General features: G+C 55.3%; 10 protein-coding genes and 5 pseudogenes. 10 read left to right on the forward strand and 5 right to left on the reverse strand.

The genetic code is table 11. The features are described from left to right. Positions 1 to 27: 27 nt before the first annotated feature. From guaA to HV350_RS25685, 6 genes and pseudogenes are all read left to right on the forward strand, one after another. Positions 28 to 969 (forward strand): annotated as a pseudogene (gene guaA, locus HV350_RS25655) (glutamine-hydrolyzing GMP synthase); the annotation flags it as partial. Between the two features lie 111 nt (positions 970 to 1,080). Continuing rightward, the gene (locus HV350_RS25660; RefSeq protein ID WP_015344975.1) at positions 1,081 to 2,574 is read left to right on the forward strand and encodes an IS91-like element ISVsa3 family transposase; all 1,494 of its coding nucleotides are present in this window, start codon (positions 1,081 to 1,083) and stop codon (positions 2,572 to 2,574) included. 352 nt (positions 2,575 to 2,926) lie between these two features. Beyond that, positions 2,927 to 3,367, forward strand: coding sequence for a peptide-methionine (R)-S-oxide reductase MsrB (msrB, locus tag HV350_RS25670; RefSeq protein WP_000483554.1), 441 nt, complete (start codon positions 2,927 to 2,929; stop codon positions 3,365 to 3,367). Positions 3,368 to 3,388: 21 nt separating this feature from the next. Then, positions 3,389 to 3,634 (forward strand): glutaredoxin family protein, encoded by a 246-nt coding sequence (locus HV350_RS25675; RefSeq protein WP_025467194.1) that lies wholly within the window; start codon positions 3,389 to 3,391, stop codon positions 3,632 to 3,634. A 50-nt stretch (positions 3,635 to 3,684) separates the two neighbouring features. Beyond that, positions 3,685 to 3,993 carry an antibiotic biosynthesis monooxygenase gene (locus tag HV350_RS25680; RefSeq protein ID WP_002122973.1) on the forward strand — a complete coding sequence of 103 codons (309 nt, stop codon included), beginning with the start codon at positions 3,685 to 3,687 and terminating at the stop codon, positions 3,991 to 3,993. Next, positions 3,990 to 4,388, forward strand: a complete 399-nt coding sequence (locus tag HV350_RS25685; protein ID WP_249418046.1) for a hypothetical protein — start codon at positions 3,990 to 3,992, stop codon at positions 4,386 to 4,388. The genes HV350_RS25680 and HV350_RS25685 overlap by 4 nt, the downstream gene beginning before the upstream one ends. Before the next feature lie 3 nt (positions 4,389 to 4,391). Here HV350_RS25685 and HV350_RS25690 read toward each other — a convergent pair. Beyond that, a protein-coding gene (locus HV350_RS25690; protein ID WP_088821966.1) for an IS3-like element ISAs22 family transposase occupies positions 4,392 to 5,479 on the reverse strand; the annotation gives its coding sequence in 2 pieces (ribosomal slippage) (positions 4,392 to 5,227 and positions 5,227 to 5,479; 1,089 coding nt in all). Positions 5,480 to 5,536: 57 nt separating this feature from the next. On the opposite strand from HV350_RS25690, the pseudogene HV350_RS25695 reads away from it, so the two are divergent. From HV350_RS25695 to HV350_RS25705, 3 genes and pseudogenes are all read left to right on the forward strand, one after another. Further along, positions 5,537 to 6,466, forward strand: a pseudogene (locus HV350_RS25695) (acetyl-CoA C-acyltransferase); the annotation flags it as partial. 9 nt (positions 6,467 to 6,475) lie between these two features. Beyond that, entirely contained in the window at positions 6,476 to 7,138 is a 663-nt protein-coding gene (locus HV350_RS25700; RefSeq protein ID WP_001281573.1) for a peptide-methionine (S)-S-oxide reductase, read from the forward strand. A gap of 233 nt (positions 7,139 to 7,371) precedes the next feature. Further along, positions 7,372 to 7,848, forward strand: a pseudogene (locus HV350_RS25705) (transposase); the annotation flags it as partial. A 234-nt stretch (positions 7,849 to 8,082) separates the two neighbouring features. Here the strand turns inward: HV350_RS25705 and HV350_RS25715 are convergent. The 3 genes and pseudogenes from HV350_RS25715 to HV350_RS25725 form a co-directional block, all read right to left on the reverse strand. Continuing rightward, positions 8,083 to 8,529, reverse strand: a pseudogene (locus tag HV350_RS25715) (alcohol dehydrogenase catalytic domain-containing protein); the annotation flags it as partial. A 609-nt stretch (positions 8,530 to 9,138) separates the two neighbouring features. Further along, positions 9,139 to 10,407 (reverse strand): IS4-like element ISApu1 family transposase, encoded by a 1,269-nt coding sequence (locus HV350_RS25720; RefSeq protein ID WP_011191342.1) that lies wholly within the window; start codon positions 10,405 to 10,407, stop codon positions 9,139 to 9,141. Positions 10,408 to 10,724: 317 nt separating this feature from the next. Beyond that, on the reverse strand, positions 10,725 to 11,096 hold the full coding sequence (locus HV350_RS25725; protein WP_004099020.1) for a hypothetical protein: 372 nt from the start codon (positions 11,094 to 11,096) through the stop codon (positions 10,725 to 10,727). 156 nt (positions 11,097 to 11,252) lie between these two features. Here HV350_RS25725 and HV350_RS25730 point away from each other — a divergent pair, with 156 nt between their 5' ends. Next, positions 11,253 to 12,527 carry an IS4-like element ISApu2 family transposase gene (locus HV350_RS25730; RefSeq protein ID WP_011191341.1) on the forward strand — a complete coding sequence of 425 codons (1,275 nt, stop codon included), beginning with the start codon at positions 11,253 to 11,255 and terminating at the stop codon, positions 12,525 to 12,527. A 7-nt stretch (positions 12,528 to 12,534) separates the two neighbouring features. On the opposite strand, the pseudogene HV350_RS25735 reads toward HV350_RS25730, so the two are convergent. Continuing rightward, a pseudogene (locus HV350_RS25735) lies at positions 12,535 to 15,435 on the reverse strand (Tn3-like element TnAs1 family transposase); the annotation flags it as partial. Positions 15,436 to 15,438 lie beyond the last annotated feature (3 nt).

Consider the following 15,438-nt stretch of genomic DNA (forward strand, 5'->3'; position numbering starts at 1 on the left):
CTCATCAAAGGCAAACCACCAGAGAGCATCATTGACGACGCCGTTGCTAAAATTCGTGCGCAGGTGGGCGATGAGGAAGTCATCCTTGGTTTGTCCGGTGGCGTTGACTCCTCTGTTACCGCCGCACTTTTGCATCGTGCGATTGGTAAAAAGCTGGTCTGCGTGTTTGTTGATACTGGTTTGTTGCGCCAAGGTGAAGGCGATCAGGTCATGGAGATGTTCGCCAAAAACATGGGCGTCAAAGTTATTCGTGTTGATGCCGAAGAAAAGTTCTTATCACGTCTCGCTGGCGAAGCGGACCCAGAGAAAAAGCGCAAAATTATCGGTAATGCATTTATCGATATTTTTGAAGAAGAAGCGAGCAAGCACAAGCAAGCCAAGTGGTTGGCACAAGGCACCATCTATCCAGATGTGATTGAGTCTGCCGGTAGCAAAACCGGTAAGGCGCAGGTGATCAAGTCGCACCACAATGTCGGCGGCCTAAAAGAAAATATGACGCTCAAGCTGGTGGAGCCGCTGCGCGAGCTGTTTAAAGATGAGGTGCGCAAGATCGGTATGGAGTTAGGCCTGCCTTACGATATGGTCTATCGCCACCCCTTCCCTGGCCCCGGTTTAGGTGTGCGTATTCTTGGTGAAGTAAAAAAAGAATATGCCGACACGTTGCGCTTGGCTGATGCCATCTTTATCGAAGAGCTGTATGCCGCAGACCTGTATCACAAAACCAGCCAAGCCTTTGCTGTGTTCCTGCCGGTGAAGTCGGTGGGTGTAGTGGGCGATGCCCGCCGCTATGAGTATGTGGTGGCATTGCGCGCAGTAGAAACTATCGATTTTATGACAGCGCGCTGGGCACACTTGCCGTATGAGTTTTTAGAAACGGTTTCTAGCCGCATCATCAATGAAATCCCGGGGATTTCGCGGGTAACCTATGATATTTCTTCGAAGCCACCGGCAACCATTGAGTGGGAGTGACGGGCACTGGCTGGCAATGTCTAGCAACGGCAGGCATTTCGGCTGAGGGTAAAAGAACTTTCCGCTAAGCGATAGACTGTATGTAAACACAGTATTGCAAGGACGCGGAACATGCCTCATGTGGCGGCCAGGACGGCCAGCCGGGATCGGGATACTGGTCGTTACCAGAGCCACCGACCCGAGCAAACCCTTCTCTATCAGATCGTTGACGAGTATTACCCGGCATTCGCTGCGCTTATGGCAGAGCAGGGAAAGGAATTGCCGGGCTATGTGCAACGGGAATTTGAAGAATTTCTCCAATGCGGGCGGCTGGAGCATGGCTTTCTACGGGTTCGCTGCGAGTCTTGCCACGCCGAGCACCTGGTCGCTTTCAGCTGTAAGCGTCGCGGTTTCTGCCCGAGCTGTGGGGCGCGGCGGATGGCCGAAAGTGCCGCCTTGCTGGTTGATGAAGTACTGCCTGAACAACCCATGCGTCAGTGGGTGTTGAGTTTCCCGTTTCAGCTGCGTTTCCTGTTTGCCAGCCGGCCCGAGATCATGGGGTGGGTGCTGGGCATCGTTTACCGCGTCATTGCCACGCACCTGGTCAAGAAAGCGGGCCATACCCACCAAGTGGCCAAGACGGGCGCGGTCACCCTGATCCAGCGTTTTGGATCGGCGCTCAATCTGAATGTTCACTTCCACATGCTGTTTCTCGACGGTGTGTATGTCGAGCAATCCCACGGCTCAGCGCGTTTCCGCTGGGTCAAGGCGCCGACCAGCCCAGAGCTCACCCAGCTGACGCACACCATCGCCCACCGGGTGGGTCGCTATCTGGAACGGCAAGGCCTGCTGGAACGGGATGTCGAAAACAGCTATCTGGCCTCGGATGCGGTGGATGACGACCCGATGACACCCCTGCTGGGGCACTCGATCACTTACCGTATCGCTGTCGGTTCACAGGCGGGGCGAAAGGTGTTCACTTTGCAAACTCTGCCGACCAGTGGTGATCCGTTCGGTGACGGGATTGGCAAGGTAGCCGGGTTCAGCCTGCACGCCGGCGTGGCGGCCAGGGCCGATGAACGCAAGAAGCTCGAACGGCTGTGCCGGTACATCAGCCGCCCGGCGGTATCCGAGAAGCGGCTGTCGTTAACACGAGGCGGCAACGTGCGCTACCAGCTCAAGACGCCGTACCGGGACGGCACCACGCACGTCATTTTCGAACCATTGGATTTCATTGCAAGGCTGGCCGCCCTGGTACCGAAGCCCAGAGTCAACCTAACCCGCTTCCACGGGGTGTTCGCACCCAACAGTCGGCACCGGGCGTTGGTCACGCCGGCAAAACGGGGCAGGGGCAACAAGGTCAGGGTGGCTGATGAACCGGCAACACCAGCACAACGGCGAGCGTCGATGACATGGGCGCAACGGCTCAAGCGTGTTTTCAATATCGACATCGAGACCTGCAGCGGCTGCGGCGGCGCCATGAAAGTCATCGCCTGCATTGAAGACCCTATAGTGATCAAGCAGATCCTTGATCACCTGAAGCACAAAGCCGAAACCAGCGGGACCAGGGCGTTACCCGAAAGCCGGGCGCCACCGGCTGAGCTGCTCCTGGGTCTGTTTGACTGACGAGCCTGAAGGCCAACGATACCAATCAAAATGCTGCGTTCACAGCGCCGCGGCAGGGATCCGCCGTGCTGGTTGTCGGAAAAGGAGCCGCTAGTGGGAAAGAGGAGGGTAAATTTTCAGCGTTGCTGGCTCCCCGTCAGCCGGATTGGGTTGCATCGCAGGGGTGTCGAAAGAGTCAACTGCGGTCCAAAGCTGTTGGACTTGGGTGAAAAGGGCGTTTATTCTTCCTATACGTCCAACCTTCAAACTGTTCCGCAAGTTTTTGTGGATGGAAAATTCATTGGTAGCGCGACTGACTTCTTCGCGTGGATTGATAGCTAAAGAACAAACCCAAAAATAAAGGAGCAAATTTATGTTCAACTGGGAAAGCATTAACAACTATCTCGATAACGGCACTCCCGCTCCTCCTAGAAAAGTAGAAAAGAGCGAGGAAGAGTGGAAAAAAATTCTGACGCCCGCTCAATTTAATGTCATGCGGAAGAAAGGCACCGAGCGCCCTCACACTGGGGAACTCTGTTCATTTTATGAGGCAGGACGGTATGCCTGCGCGGGCTGCGACACTGAACTGTTTGATTCGAACGTTAAGTTTGATTCGGGAACAGGTTGGCCGAGTTTTTCTGAGCCCGTCGCCGACAACGTAATTCAATATGAACTGGACACGACTTACGGACGAAGAATCGAAGTGCTATGCAATGTGTGCGAAGCCCACTTAGGGCACGTTTTTCCAGATGGTCCTGAGCCCTCTGGGGCTCGATTCTGCATCAACTCGGAGTCGTTGAAGTTTGTAGAGTAATTTTAGAAAATGGAGGGGGTCGTGGGGATTAAGCTGTTCGGTCATAAGGACTGCCACAAAACCAAGATTTACCAGTCGTACTTGAAAGAAAAAGGAATCGAGTTTGATTTTTTAGATGTTCACGAAGACGACGCGGCAGCTGATGAACTGCGATCCCTTTATACTACTGGAAAGTTAAATTTCCCGACAATACTGGTTGGGACAAAGAAGCTGAGAAACCCCAAGTTCAAGGATCTCGACAAGTGGTTGGAAGCTTCGATGAAATAACGAGATCTTTTTTTTGAGGATTGTAATTAGCTTAGTAAGGAGTCAGATCAATGATTATAGCAGTTTTCCGCAGTCGTGTTGCCAAGGAGCACGGTGGGGAGTTTGAAAGAAGATACGCCGAGATGTCCGCGCTTGTCGAAGCCATTCCTGGTTACGGAAGCCATGAGCGGTTTTCTTCTCCTAACGGTGAAGATGTTCTAATTGTCGAGTTCCTTACCAGAGAAGCTTTCGATGCTTGGGATAAGCATCCCGAACACAAAAAAGCCAAGATGCTTGGCAAAGACTACATTTTTGAATCGTACGACGTGAAGGTCGGAGAAGTTTTTGAACGGCACACAAAGCCGGAGGTGAAATTATGAAAACGAGAACTACTTATGTCGTAGGTGGCGTCCGTATTCCATTTATGAAATCAATGACTGCCTATCGAGATGTCACCACGCCAGAGCTTATGACCGCTAGCCTGAAAAGTTTAGTCGAAAGATATAACTTAAAGGGCAAAGTCGTGGGTGACGTGGCTCTGGGTGCACTCATGCAAAGTTCGGCCAACTGGAACTTTGCGCGTGAAGTTGTTCAGGCTTCTGGCTTACATCCGAATACGCCAGCATATAACGTGCAGCGGGCTTGCGGTACCAGTTTAGAAACTACGATTCAGATCGCACACAAAATATCCAGCTACCAAATCGAGAGCGGTATTGCGGGCGGCGTGGATAGCAATAGCGGTAATCCCCCCATTTTTTGGAGCACTCAAAAGTAGAGGTCATGCGGCCTGTGCCAAGCGCTGTTTCGGCGTGTAGCCGCCCAGCGCCATATTGGGCCGCTCATGGTTATAAACCCACAGCCAGTTCGTGGCAAATTCCTGTAACTCATTCAGTGACTCAAACAGGTAATGGCCCAACCAGTCGTAACGCACAGTGCGGTTAAATCGCTCTATGTAGGCATTCTGCTGCGGGTTGCCTGGCTGGATATACCTCAGCGCAATCCTCTTCTGCTGCGCCCATTGCTTGAGCTCTTCGCTGATGTATTCCGGACCATTATCACAGCGGATTGCGGCTGGTTTGCCCCGCCACTCGATGACCTGCTCCAGCACCCGTTTGACTCGCGAGGCAGGCAAGGAAAAATCCACCTCGATGCACAGTGCTTCGCGATTGAAGTCATCGATCACATTAAACAACCGCACCGAACGACCATCGCTGAGCTGGTCATGCATAAAGTCCATCGACCAACAGTGATTCGGTTGGTCAGGGACTGCCAACGGCTCCGGCTTGGCCCGCACTAGCCGCTTCTTGGGTTTTATCCGCAGATTGAGCTCTAGCGCCCGATAGATCCGGTAGACCCGCTTGTGGTTCCAGCCAAAGCCTTTGACGTTACGCAGGTACAGGAAGCACAGTCCGAAACCCCAGTTGCGCTGGTTGGCGGTGAGGCGCAGCAGCCAGTCGGCAATCTCCTGGTTTTCATCAGCCAGCACGGGCTGATAACGGTAGCAACCCTCGCTCACCTTGAACACCTGGCAAGCCAGACGGATAGAAATGGCGTAATGAGCCACAGCCTTGGTCGCCATCTCCCTGCGGGCAGATGGCGTCACCACTTTTTTGCCATCGCCTCGGAGATGATCTCAGCCTTTAGGCGCTCCTCGGCATACATCTTCTTAAGGCGACGATTTTCCTCTTCCAGCTCTTTGAGGCGCGCCATGAGAGAGGCATCCATGCCACCGAATTTGGAGCGCCACTTGTAGAAGGTGGCGGAGCTGATGCCATGCTCACGGCAGAGCTCAGGGACGGGTGAACCAGACTCGGCCTGCTTGAGGATGGCGATGATCTGTGCATCGCTAAAGCGTGATGTTTTCATGTAGAACCTCCTGCGTTCAAGATACGAGAAAATTCTACTTATGAGCACCTCAGTTTTTCGGGGGGATTACCTAGCGACTTGCCAATTATGGTGACTCGTTCGTTCTCGCAGAAGCTCGTTGCATTGAATTCGGCCAGAACACTCGGCGAGAAACTAAGAATCTTTTTGAGCTTTAGGCCGAGCGATTTAAAACCCGTGCCACCCGCCGTCGTTGAACCGCGAACAGGGAAGTCAATGGGTGAACATTGTGAGTTGATGGTCAAAGAATGGAAAATTTCCCGGCAAGAGCAAGACGAGCTGGCTCTGGCAAGCCATCTGAACGCCGCGAAAGCGTACAAAGACGGCTTTTATGCCGATCTCGTTTTTCCATTTTTAGGAAAAAGTACGGATGGAATCATGCGTGGCGATACGACTTTAGAGAAGTTGGCAAAGCTAAAGCCAGCATTTGATCGATCCGAAAAAGGAACTCTGACGGCAGGCAACTCGAGTTCACTCACGGATGGCTCGTCCACCGTTCTTTTGGCTTCCGAAGAAGAGGCTAAAAAGAATAATTGGCCGCTGTTGGCCAAGATTGTGGATTCTCATACTTCTGCCGTGGATTACGTCGCTGGCGAAGGTTTGCTCATGGCTCCAACTGTGGCGGTCAGTGAATTATTGAAGCGAAACGGCTTAAAGCTTCAGGATTTTGATTTTTACGAAATTCACGAGGCGTTCGCTGGACAAGTGCTCTGCACGATGAAGGCGTGGGAGTCTGCTGAATACTGCAAAACACGTTTGGGACGATCAGAGCCTCTCGGAAAAATTGACCGCTCGAAGCTAAATGTCCGTGGAAGTAGCATTGCCCTTGGGCATCCGTTTGCGGCTACTGGCGCTAAGATCGTCGGAGTTTTAGCAAAGATACTGCACTCAGCTGGTCCTGGAAAACGTGGCCTTATCGTCGTTTGCACGGCGGGAGGAATGGGAGTGGCTACAATTCTTGAAAGTTAGGAGAAAAATATGTCGGATCTAAAAATGAATAAAGAAGACGGTGTTGAAAGCTATGAATTTGCAACCCCTGAAGCAATCGAAGAAGCATTGAAAATCGGGAAGCTTAGTCAAACGGTTTTCGGCATGGGTTGCTTTTGGGGACCGGATTCTAATTTTGGAGGGACGCAGGGAGTAGTGCAAACACGTGTTGGCTACGCTGGAGCATCAACTCTGGATCCGAGTTACCGCAACATCAACGGACACGCCGAAGTCGTCAGAGTGATCTACGATAAAGACCAAATCAGCTACAGGGAACTTCTTGGAAGTTTTGAATCATGGTCTGTTCATGGTAGAAAGCAGGGCCAGTATCGCCAGATACTTTTTGTTTTTGATCTGGAGCAAAAACAAGTAGCTGAAGAACTGATTCAAGCGATTGGAAAGGAGAAATCTCCCGAGGTGATTGAGGCCGGAGAACAAAATGGTTATTTTTGGCCCGCCGAAGATTACCATCAAAAGCATCGTCTTCGCAGAAACAAACAGCTTGTAAGTCTTGCAGAAGTAGATTTCGGTCCTCGCTGGGATGAACATCTGTATTTTACTAAATTAAATAGTACCGATAGAAAAGGCTTCAGTCTCTCAAGCTGGCTAAAAAAGTTGTCTCCGGAAATGCAGAAAGCTTACCGAATCGGTTAATCTGAAATTGCAGCTGGCTAAAGAACTCTATTTTCTATATGTAAAGAATGTGACGATCTCCTTCACATGGAGTCCAAGAGAGCATAAAAAATCTGTGTAAGTCGCATTACCCATGTATTTGAAAGGAATAAATAATGCCAATATCAGACCAGCTTATCGACCGAAGCAAGACCTCAGTTTTTATGAGGTCTTGAGATCAGCGCAGCATGAACAGATCTCTTACAGTGTGGCGAACACGAGGCGGCAACGTGCGCTACCAGCTCAAGACGCCGTACCGGGACGGCACCACGCACGTCATTTTCGAACCATTGGATTTCATTGCAAGGCTGGCCGCCCTGGTACCGAAGCCCAGAGTCAACCTAACCCGCTTCCACGGGGTGTTCGCACCCAACAGTCGGCACCGGGCGTTGGTCACGCCGGCAAAACGGGGCAGGGGCAACAAGGTCAGGGTGGCTGATGAACCGGCAACACCAGCACAACGGCGAGCGTCGATGACATGGGCGCAACGGCTCAAGCGTGTTTTCAATATCGACATCGAGACCTGCAGCGGCTGCGGCGGCGCCATGAAAGTCATCGCCTGCATTGAAGACCCTATAGTGATCAAGCAGATCCTTGATCACCTGAAGCACAAAGCCGAAACCAGCGGGACCAGGGCGTTACCCGAAAGCCGGGCGCCACCGGCTGAGCTGCTCCTGGGTCTGTTTGACTGACGAGCCTGAAGGCCAACGATACCAATCAAAATGCTGCGTTCACAGCGCCGCGGCAGGGATCCGCCGTGCTGGTTGTCGGAAAAGGAGCCGCTAGTGGGAAAGAGGAGGGTAAATTTTCAGCGTTGCTGGCTCCCCGTCAGCCGGATTGGGTTGCATCGCAGGGGTGTCGAAAGAGTCAACTGCGGTCCAAAGCTGTTGGACTTGGGTGAAAAGGGCGTTTATTCTTCCTATACGTGCCCCGGGAACGGGCTTCGTCACGTCCAGGCGATCGAACATGGCTTCCCAGGCCGTCAACGTCGTGAGTGGCAGCGCCGCCGCTTCCGCCCAGTCGAGCGACGCGGGTTTACGACCGACGATCCGGGCGTCGACGAGATGGAACTCCGCATTGGTGCCAGGCCTTATGAGCGATCCGGCATAATAGACCTCGTCGCCTACCGCGAACTGCGTCACGTCGGGGCCGACCTCTTGCACGATCCCGGCCGCATCCCATCCCAGCACTTTCCAATCGCCATCAGCGGGCGGCGTGCTGCTGCGGATTTTGTAGTCGACCGGGTTGACCGAGACAGCCTTCACCTCAACCAGGATATCGCCTCCTTCAGCGACAGGCCGAGGCAGATCAATGTCGACCAGAGAGGCGTCCTCGGCGATGGGTCCCGGAACCTTGTAACCAACGGCTTTCATCGGTGTCTCCAGCTTGCTGTATCCTGAAGTCTTATCGATCAGATCGAAATTTCTTCCGAAATATACTCAGGATTTAAAGATTTCGCGTGTCAGACTATGAAGGTATGCGCGCAACATATCCAATAGCGGTACGACATAGTTTCCATACCTCGGAGCCGGATTCAGAAGTTTATCGAAAATAGCGGTTTATTGCTGTTCGGCGGGTGAGCATCCGGATGGAGGCGATAAGCGCCCAAGCGGTTGAGGAGTCGACCTCTCAGCGGTCGCGTTGGCAGGGGCGATCTCGCCCGCCGGTCTCACACCAACGTTGGCAAGCGACGGCGTCCGCTCGAAATCCGCTGACGGGGATACGCCTGCAATGCCGATTCGAAGCTATCGAAACTATAGCTACAGGGTATTGGGAAATCATACTGGACTGACGCTATAGTCTTCACGCATAACCACGACTCAAAATGGTCCAACACTTTTCTCTACGCTAATAGGGGAGCCCGCAGAATTCGGAAAAAATCGTACGCTAAGGTTTTCCGGGCATCCGTAAGGGCCGAAACTTCCCGTCTTCCAGTCTGCGGCTCTGCCGCCAGACGTAATCGCCGGTTCATGTACAGGACCTTAAGCGGCGAGTCCATTTAAAACGCCTTCCAAGGTCCTGTTCTGTATCGACTTTCTCTGCTTGGTTCGGCAGGCGTTCTTGGCCAAATAATCGGCAGCCCATTCCAATCTTTCCCTTATTTCTGTCAGCGCCCTATGGGCCACTGCTTCCAATAGCGGTAGCCACCACGTCGCACTGTTCTTCGACGCTTTCAGCATCGATAGCGCCCCACTCATCACACTCTGCGCGACCCGTCTCTTCATCACCAGCGACAGCAGGCTCGTCCACACCAACCCCTCGGCAATCGCTTTCTCGCCCGTCACAAACCCCTTGAGCCGGTTGTGCGATTTCCACTCTTTAAATAACAACTCCACCTGCCAACGGCAGCGATACAGGCTCATCACCTGCTCTGCTGACCATGCTGCTCGCGGTAGGTTCGTCATCCACAGACAGAACCGCTTTTCCTCAGCAAACCAGCGCCGGATCAACCGGTACTCGACCTGGCCGGACTTCACCACCATATCCAGTACCTCGGCCCGACAGCGTCGCCGTCCGGCCTCTCTCAGAGATAGTCCCGCCAGCTTGGGTACTTCCCGTCCATCACCGCGCCAGGCTTGGATTATCTTGGGGTTCAGGCTTTTCGTGCCGCGCACCAGATAAAATCCGCCAGCGTCGTTCACCTGCTCAAACCAAGCCCTGTCAATGTAACCTGCGTCAGCCAGCAGCAGGCAGTTGGTCAGCGTGTGGGCTTCAGGCAGAAATTGCCGTTCCCCTGCGGTATCGGCAGACACACTCATGCACAACGGGCTCTGCTCCGACAGTGACATGGTCATATGGCACTCGATAGCTGCCGGACTGATGGTCTTGAACCGGCCGGGAAAATCAGCAGCAAGGCGCCGATGCACCGCAAAGGAGGTGCCATCGTGCAGTAACACCTGCTTGAACGCGCCGAGGGAGGCTGCTTTGAGTTGATGGTCGATACGCAAGGCGATGGCCCGCTCGACCAGGGCTTTCATAAACAGGGCAAAGCTCTCTTTGCGCAGCTGATTGTGAAACGGTTTGTAAGAAACCTGATGGGTGTTTACCAGTTGCAAGGCATTGAAATGGCGGTGTAAACCGGCAATGTCATTGACCTGGTCGCCTCCCATGGCCCGCAGCAGTGCAGGTACGAGCATGGCTGGGGTAATGGCACGCTGACGCAGACAAAACTTGCAGAGCCGAGCAATGCGCTCGAGTGCGGCGGGAGCCAAGAGTTGCTCCAGATAGTAATTAGCGTTGATAATAGTCATAGGCTTCGCGCGTGTTGATTTTGTTTGGCGATAAAATCAGATCACAAACGAAGCCTTTTTTATATCTATTTCAATTGGTTGCCGCTAAAGATCCTGTACATGAGTGAGGGTTATGGTGGCTATATGCTGGATATTGCTATTCAGATGACAGCCATATGGGGAAGATTACAGGCGCCTGAAATAACAGCAGAGTATGGAGTGACTACCACGGCTGGAGGTTGGCACGGGCTGATCCCCTCTCCCTTTGGGAGAGGGTTAGGGTGAGGGGAGCTGGCTGACCGGGTGTAGCAACCAGGCGGCATTACACCGCTGAATCTTCAGTTATTGAAATTCCACGCGATCGGCAGTTCGACGTCGAAGATAAGTGCATCCCCGTCGAGGCGAAAGGCCAGGCTGGTCTGGTGCTGGTCGTATTCGTTGATAATCAGGCAGCTCTCGGCGAAGTTGGACTCGTAGTTGATATGGGCCACTCCTTCACGGCCGTCAGCGAGTTCGATGCTGAGCACCCGCAGCGGGTTCTCCTGACTGAGGTTGACCCGGGTGTCCCCCACGTCCACCAGCCGTTCCAGCAGAGGGAAGAAATCTTGTCTGTGGGTCGTTATGGCCTGGGTGATGGCCTGCTCCAGCTCAGCCTGGGTGGCGAAGGGGCCGCCGAGTGGGTAGCGGGTCTGGATCCTTTCCTGAGTCATTGCGTTTCCTCCTGAACTGAGATGTGGCAACAGTTTGGCCGCTGCAGTGACCTGTCATGTACAGGATCTTTAGCTACAACCAATTGAAATAGATAGAAAAAAGGCTTCGTTTGTGATCTGATTTAATCGCAAAAAAAAACCGACACGCCCGAAGCCATGACTATTATCAATGCAACCCAGTACCTCAAGCAACTTCTTAGCTCTTCTGAACTCAACCGGATCGGTAAATTTACCGGTTTTTGTCAGCGACTCCGGGATATCCAGCCTGCGAGACTACTCCCGGCTCTGCTCTCAGGGCTTGGTTGCGACAAGGTGGATGGTATTGCTGGTTTGCATCGCCATTTCAATGCGTTGCAGCTCCATGATACTGACCAAATAGCGTATAAACCCTTTCACAACCAGTTACGCAAGCAGGGTTTTCCCTTGTTCATGCGCGCACTGGTTGAACGAGCCATCGCCTTACGCCTCAAGGAGTGTCTACCGGACGCCCACGGACTGGCAGGCTTTGAGCAGGTACTGCTGCAGGACGGGTCGTCATTCGCGTTACATCCGCAATTGGCAGAACATTTCCCGGGCCGATTCAATAAGCACAGCCCCGCTGCGGTAGAGTGTCATATGACCATGTCCTTGCTGGACCAGTCGCCGATATCGATGAGTATCACGGCGGATACCGAATCGGAGCGCAAGCATCTTCCGGCCGCAAATTCGTTAAATAACAAACTGTTATTGGCGGATGCCGGTTACATCAGCCGCGAGTACTTTGCTGATGTGACCAAAGCCAAAGGAAGCTATCTGGTCAGAGGGAGTCAAAATCTCAATCCCAAAGTACAGGCAGCTTACCGACAGGACGGCAGGGAAATGCCCAAGTTACTCGGAAAAAAGCTCAAGGATATCGATCGGAGAAGCTGCAGAGCCGAGGTTCTGGATCTGGATGTGAGTTCGGGAAAGTATAAATATCGACTCATAAGACGTTGGTTTGCAGAGGAAAAACGGTTCTGTATATGGATGACCAATCTTCCGCGTGAGCGATGGCCAGCCGAGAAGGTGATGGCATTGTATCGTTGCCGTTGGCAGATCGAACTGTTGTTCAAAGAGCTGAAATCACATAACCGGTTGAAGGCGTTCGCGACACGACAAAAAGCGATAGCGGAAGGCTTGATCTGGGCTAGTTTGCTGGCCTTGCTGGTCAAACGTCGGCTGGCGCTGACGCTGATTGGCAGCGCGGAGTTATCGATGCTGAAGATTGCCAAAAACAGCGCGCTTTGGTTAATGCCGATATTGGCGAGCATCATCCATGGTGCGTGGCAGGAAATAACAGAGAAGTTGGAGTGGGCAATGGTGTATTTATCCAAAAACGGCAAAAAGAGTAGGCAGAGAAAATCCAAGCAAAACAACACGTTAGACGGTATTATTAATTCGCTTGCCGCTTAAGGTTCTGTACATGATCGCCGGTTAGGTTGATGTGCTCCCAGCCCAGCGGCGACAGGAATTGCAGCAGCTCGCCGTCCACCGGCTTGCCGGCCTCGACCAACCCCTGGGTGGCGCGTTCCAGGTACACCGTGTTCCACAGCACGATAGCCGCCGTCACCAGGTTGAGGCCGCTGGCCCGGTAGCGCTGCTGCTCGAAGCTCCGATCCCTGATTTCCCCAAGGCGGTTGAAGAACACCGCCCTGGCCAGCGAGTTGCGCGCCTCACCTTTGTTCAGGCCGGCATGCACGCGGCGGCGCAGTTCAACACTTTGCAGCCAGTCCAGGATGAACAGCGTGCGCTCGATCCGGCCCAGCTCGCGCAGGGCCACGGCCAGTCCGTTCTGGCGCGGGTAGCTGCCGAGCTTGCGCAGCATCAGCGAGGCGGTGACGGTGCCCTGCTTGATCGAGCTGGCCAGGCGCAGGATGTCGTCCCAGTGGGCACGCACGTGCTTGATGTTCAGGGTGCCGCCGATCAGCGGGCGCAACGTCGGGTAGGCTTGCACGCCCTGCGGCACGTACAGCTTGGTTTCGCCGAGGTCGCGGATGCGCGGCGCGAAGCGGAAGCCTAGCAGGTGCATCAGGGCAAAGACGTGATCGGTGAAGCCGGCCGTGTCGGTGTAGTGCTCCTCGATCCGCAGGTCGGACTCGTGGTACAGCAGGCCGTCGAGCACATAGGTGGAATCGCGGACGCCGACATTCACCACGCGGGTGCTGAACGGCGCGTACTGGTCGGAGATATGGGTATAGAACAGCCGTCCCGGCTCGCTACCGTACTTCGGGTTGACGTGCCCGGTGCTCTCGCCCCGGCCACCCGCGCGGAAGCGCTGGCCATCGGAGGATGAGGTCGTGCCGTCGCCCCAGTGGGCGGCAAAGGCGTGGCGATACTGGTGGTTGACCAGCTCGGCCAAGGCCGCCGAATAGGTTTCGTCGCGGATGTGCCAGGCTTGCAGCCAGGACAGCTTGGCGTAGGTCAGGCCGGGGCTCGACTCGGCCATCTTGGTCAGCCCGAGGTTGATCGCATCACCGAGGATTGCGGACAGCAGCAACGTCCTGTCTTTGGCCTCGGCCCCGTCCTTCAAGTGGGTGAAGTGGCGGCTGAAGCCCGTCCAGTCGTCCACGTCCATCAGCAGTTCGGTGATCTTGATGCGCGGCAGTAACTGGCTGGTTTGGTCGATCAGCGCCTGCGCCCGATCCGGCACCGCCGCATCCAGCGGGGTGATTTTCAGCCCTGACTCGGTGAGGATGGCATCGGGCAGCTCGTTGTCCTTGGCCAGGCGGGTGACGGTGGCCAACTGCTCGTCCAGCAGCTGCAAACGCTCTTCCAGGTACTGGTCGCTGTTCGGGTTGATCGCCAGGGGCAGGGCCTGCTCGCGCTTGAGTGCGGCGAACTTCTCGGCCGGCAGCAGGTAGTCGTCGAAGTCGCGGAACTGCCGCGAGCCCTTGACCCAGATGTCGCCGGAGCGCAGGGCGTTCTTCAGCTCGGACAGGGCGCAGATTTCGTAGAATTTCCGGTCGAGGCCTTCCGGGGTGATCACCAGCGGCTTCCAGCGCGGCTTGATGAAGGCCGTGGGTGCATCGGCCGGCACCTTGCGCAGGTTGTCGGCGTTCATCTCACGCAGGGTCTGCACGGCTGCCAGCACGCCTTGCGCGGCCGGCGCGGCGCGCAGTTCCAGCACCTCCAGCAAGGCCGGCGTGTAACGGCGCAGGGTGGCGAAGTTCTCGCCGACCAGGTGCAGGTGGTCGAAGCCTTCCGGCCGGGCCAGCAGCTCGGCCTCGCTGACGCTCTCGGTGAACTCGTCCCAGGGAATCACCGCCTCGATGGCGGCATAGGGGTCGCTGCCGCTTTCCTTCGCTTCCAGCAGCGCCTGGCCGATCCTGGAGTACAGGCGCACCTTGTCGTTGATCGCCTTGCCCTGCTTCTGGAACTGCTGCTGATGCTTGTGCTTCGCGCCGCTGAACAGCTTGACCAGGATGCGGTCATGCAGATCGACCAGCTCATCGATCACGGTCGCGGTGCTCTCCAGCACCACGGCGGCCAGGGTCGCGTAGCGGCGCTGCGGCTCGAACTTACCGAGGTCTTTGGGCGTCATCTGCCCACCCTCGCGGGCCAGCTTGAGCAGGCGGTTCTGGTGGATGTGCCGGCCCAGGCCTTCGGGCAAGTCCACCAACTGAAATGTCTTCAGCCGCTCGATGTGTTCCAGCATGTGCCGAGAGTTGGGTTTCAGCGGTGCCTGGCGCAGCCAGGTCAACCAGGTGATGCTGCTGCCGGCCTTGAGCTTCAACAGCTCGTCCAGCTTGGCCCGATGCGAGTCCGTGAGTGGTTCGACCAGGGCGCGGTAGACCCGCCGATTGGCTCGCGCAATGGCTTCCGAGCAGGCCCGGTCAATCACGCTCAGCGCCGGCAGGATGCGTCGTTTCTGCCGTAGGCTCTCCAGGGCCTGACCGGCCAGCAGCAAGCCTTTGTCGGTCTGCTGGGCCAGCTCGGTTAGCTCGCGCACCAGGGCGCGGAAGTCGGACAGGCCGAACGGGGCCAGTTGCAGGTAGGTGCGCAGTTCCTGGGCATGCTCGCGACGGGTCACGTCGCGCTCGCCGTACTTTGCCCAGCTCGCCGGCTCGGCCTGGACTTGCTTCGCCACCCACAGGATGACCGGCTCGGGCAGCTCGCTGTCGGTTCCCAGCGCGTAACCGGGGTAGCGCAGCAGGCAGAGCTGCACGGCGAAGCCGAGGCGGTTGGCGTCGCCGCGTCGCTGGCGGATCAGCGACAGGTCGGAGTCGTTGAAGGTGTAGTAGCGGATCAGGTCATCCTGGCTTTCCGGCAGCGCAAGCTGGGTGTCCCGCTCCGTGGCCGAGAGGATCAAGCGACGCGGCATGTG

It is taken from the genome of Citrobacter sp. RHBSTW-01013 (assembly GCF_013781985.1).
Lineage (GTDB): Bacteria > Pseudomonadota > Gammaproteobacteria > Enterobacterales > Enterobacteriaceae > Citrobacter > Citrobacter braakii.

What these genes read in the sequence shown, in the direction of transcription:
- HV350_RS25660 (WP_015344975.1), top strand. Translation starts at nt 1,081, where the DNA reads ATGCCTCATGTGGCGGCCAGGACGGCCAGCCGGGATCGGGATACTGGT.
- HV350_RS25680 (WP_002122973.1), top strand. Translation starts at nt 3,685, where the DNA reads ATGATTATAGCAGTTTTCCGCAGTCGTGTTGCCAAGGAGCACGGTGGG.
- HV350_RS25685 (WP_249418046.1), top strand. Translation starts at nt 3,990, where the DNA reads ATGAAAACGAGAACTACTTATGTCGTAGGTGGCGTCCGTATTCCATTT.
- HV350_RS25720 (WP_011191342.1), bottom strand. Translation starts at nt 10,407, where the DNA reads ATGACTATTATCAACGCTAATTACTATCTGGAGCAACTCTTGGCTCCC.
- HV350_RS25730 (WP_011191341.1), top strand. Translation starts at nt 11,253, where the DNA reads ATGACTATTATCAATGCAACCCAGTACCTCAAGCAACTTCTTAGCTCT.
- msrB (WP_000483554.1), top strand. Translation starts at nt 2,927, where the DNA reads ATGTTCAACTGGGAAAGCATTAACAACTATCTCGATAACGGCACTCCC.
- HV350_RS25700 (WP_001281573.1), top strand. Translation starts at nt 6,476, where the DNA reads ATGTCGGATCTAAAAATGAATAAAGAAGACGGTGTTGAAAGCTATGAA.
- HV350_RS25725 (WP_004099020.1), bottom strand. Translation starts at nt 11,096, where the DNA reads ATGACTCAGGAAAGGATCCAGACCCGCTACCCACTCGGCGGCCCCTTC.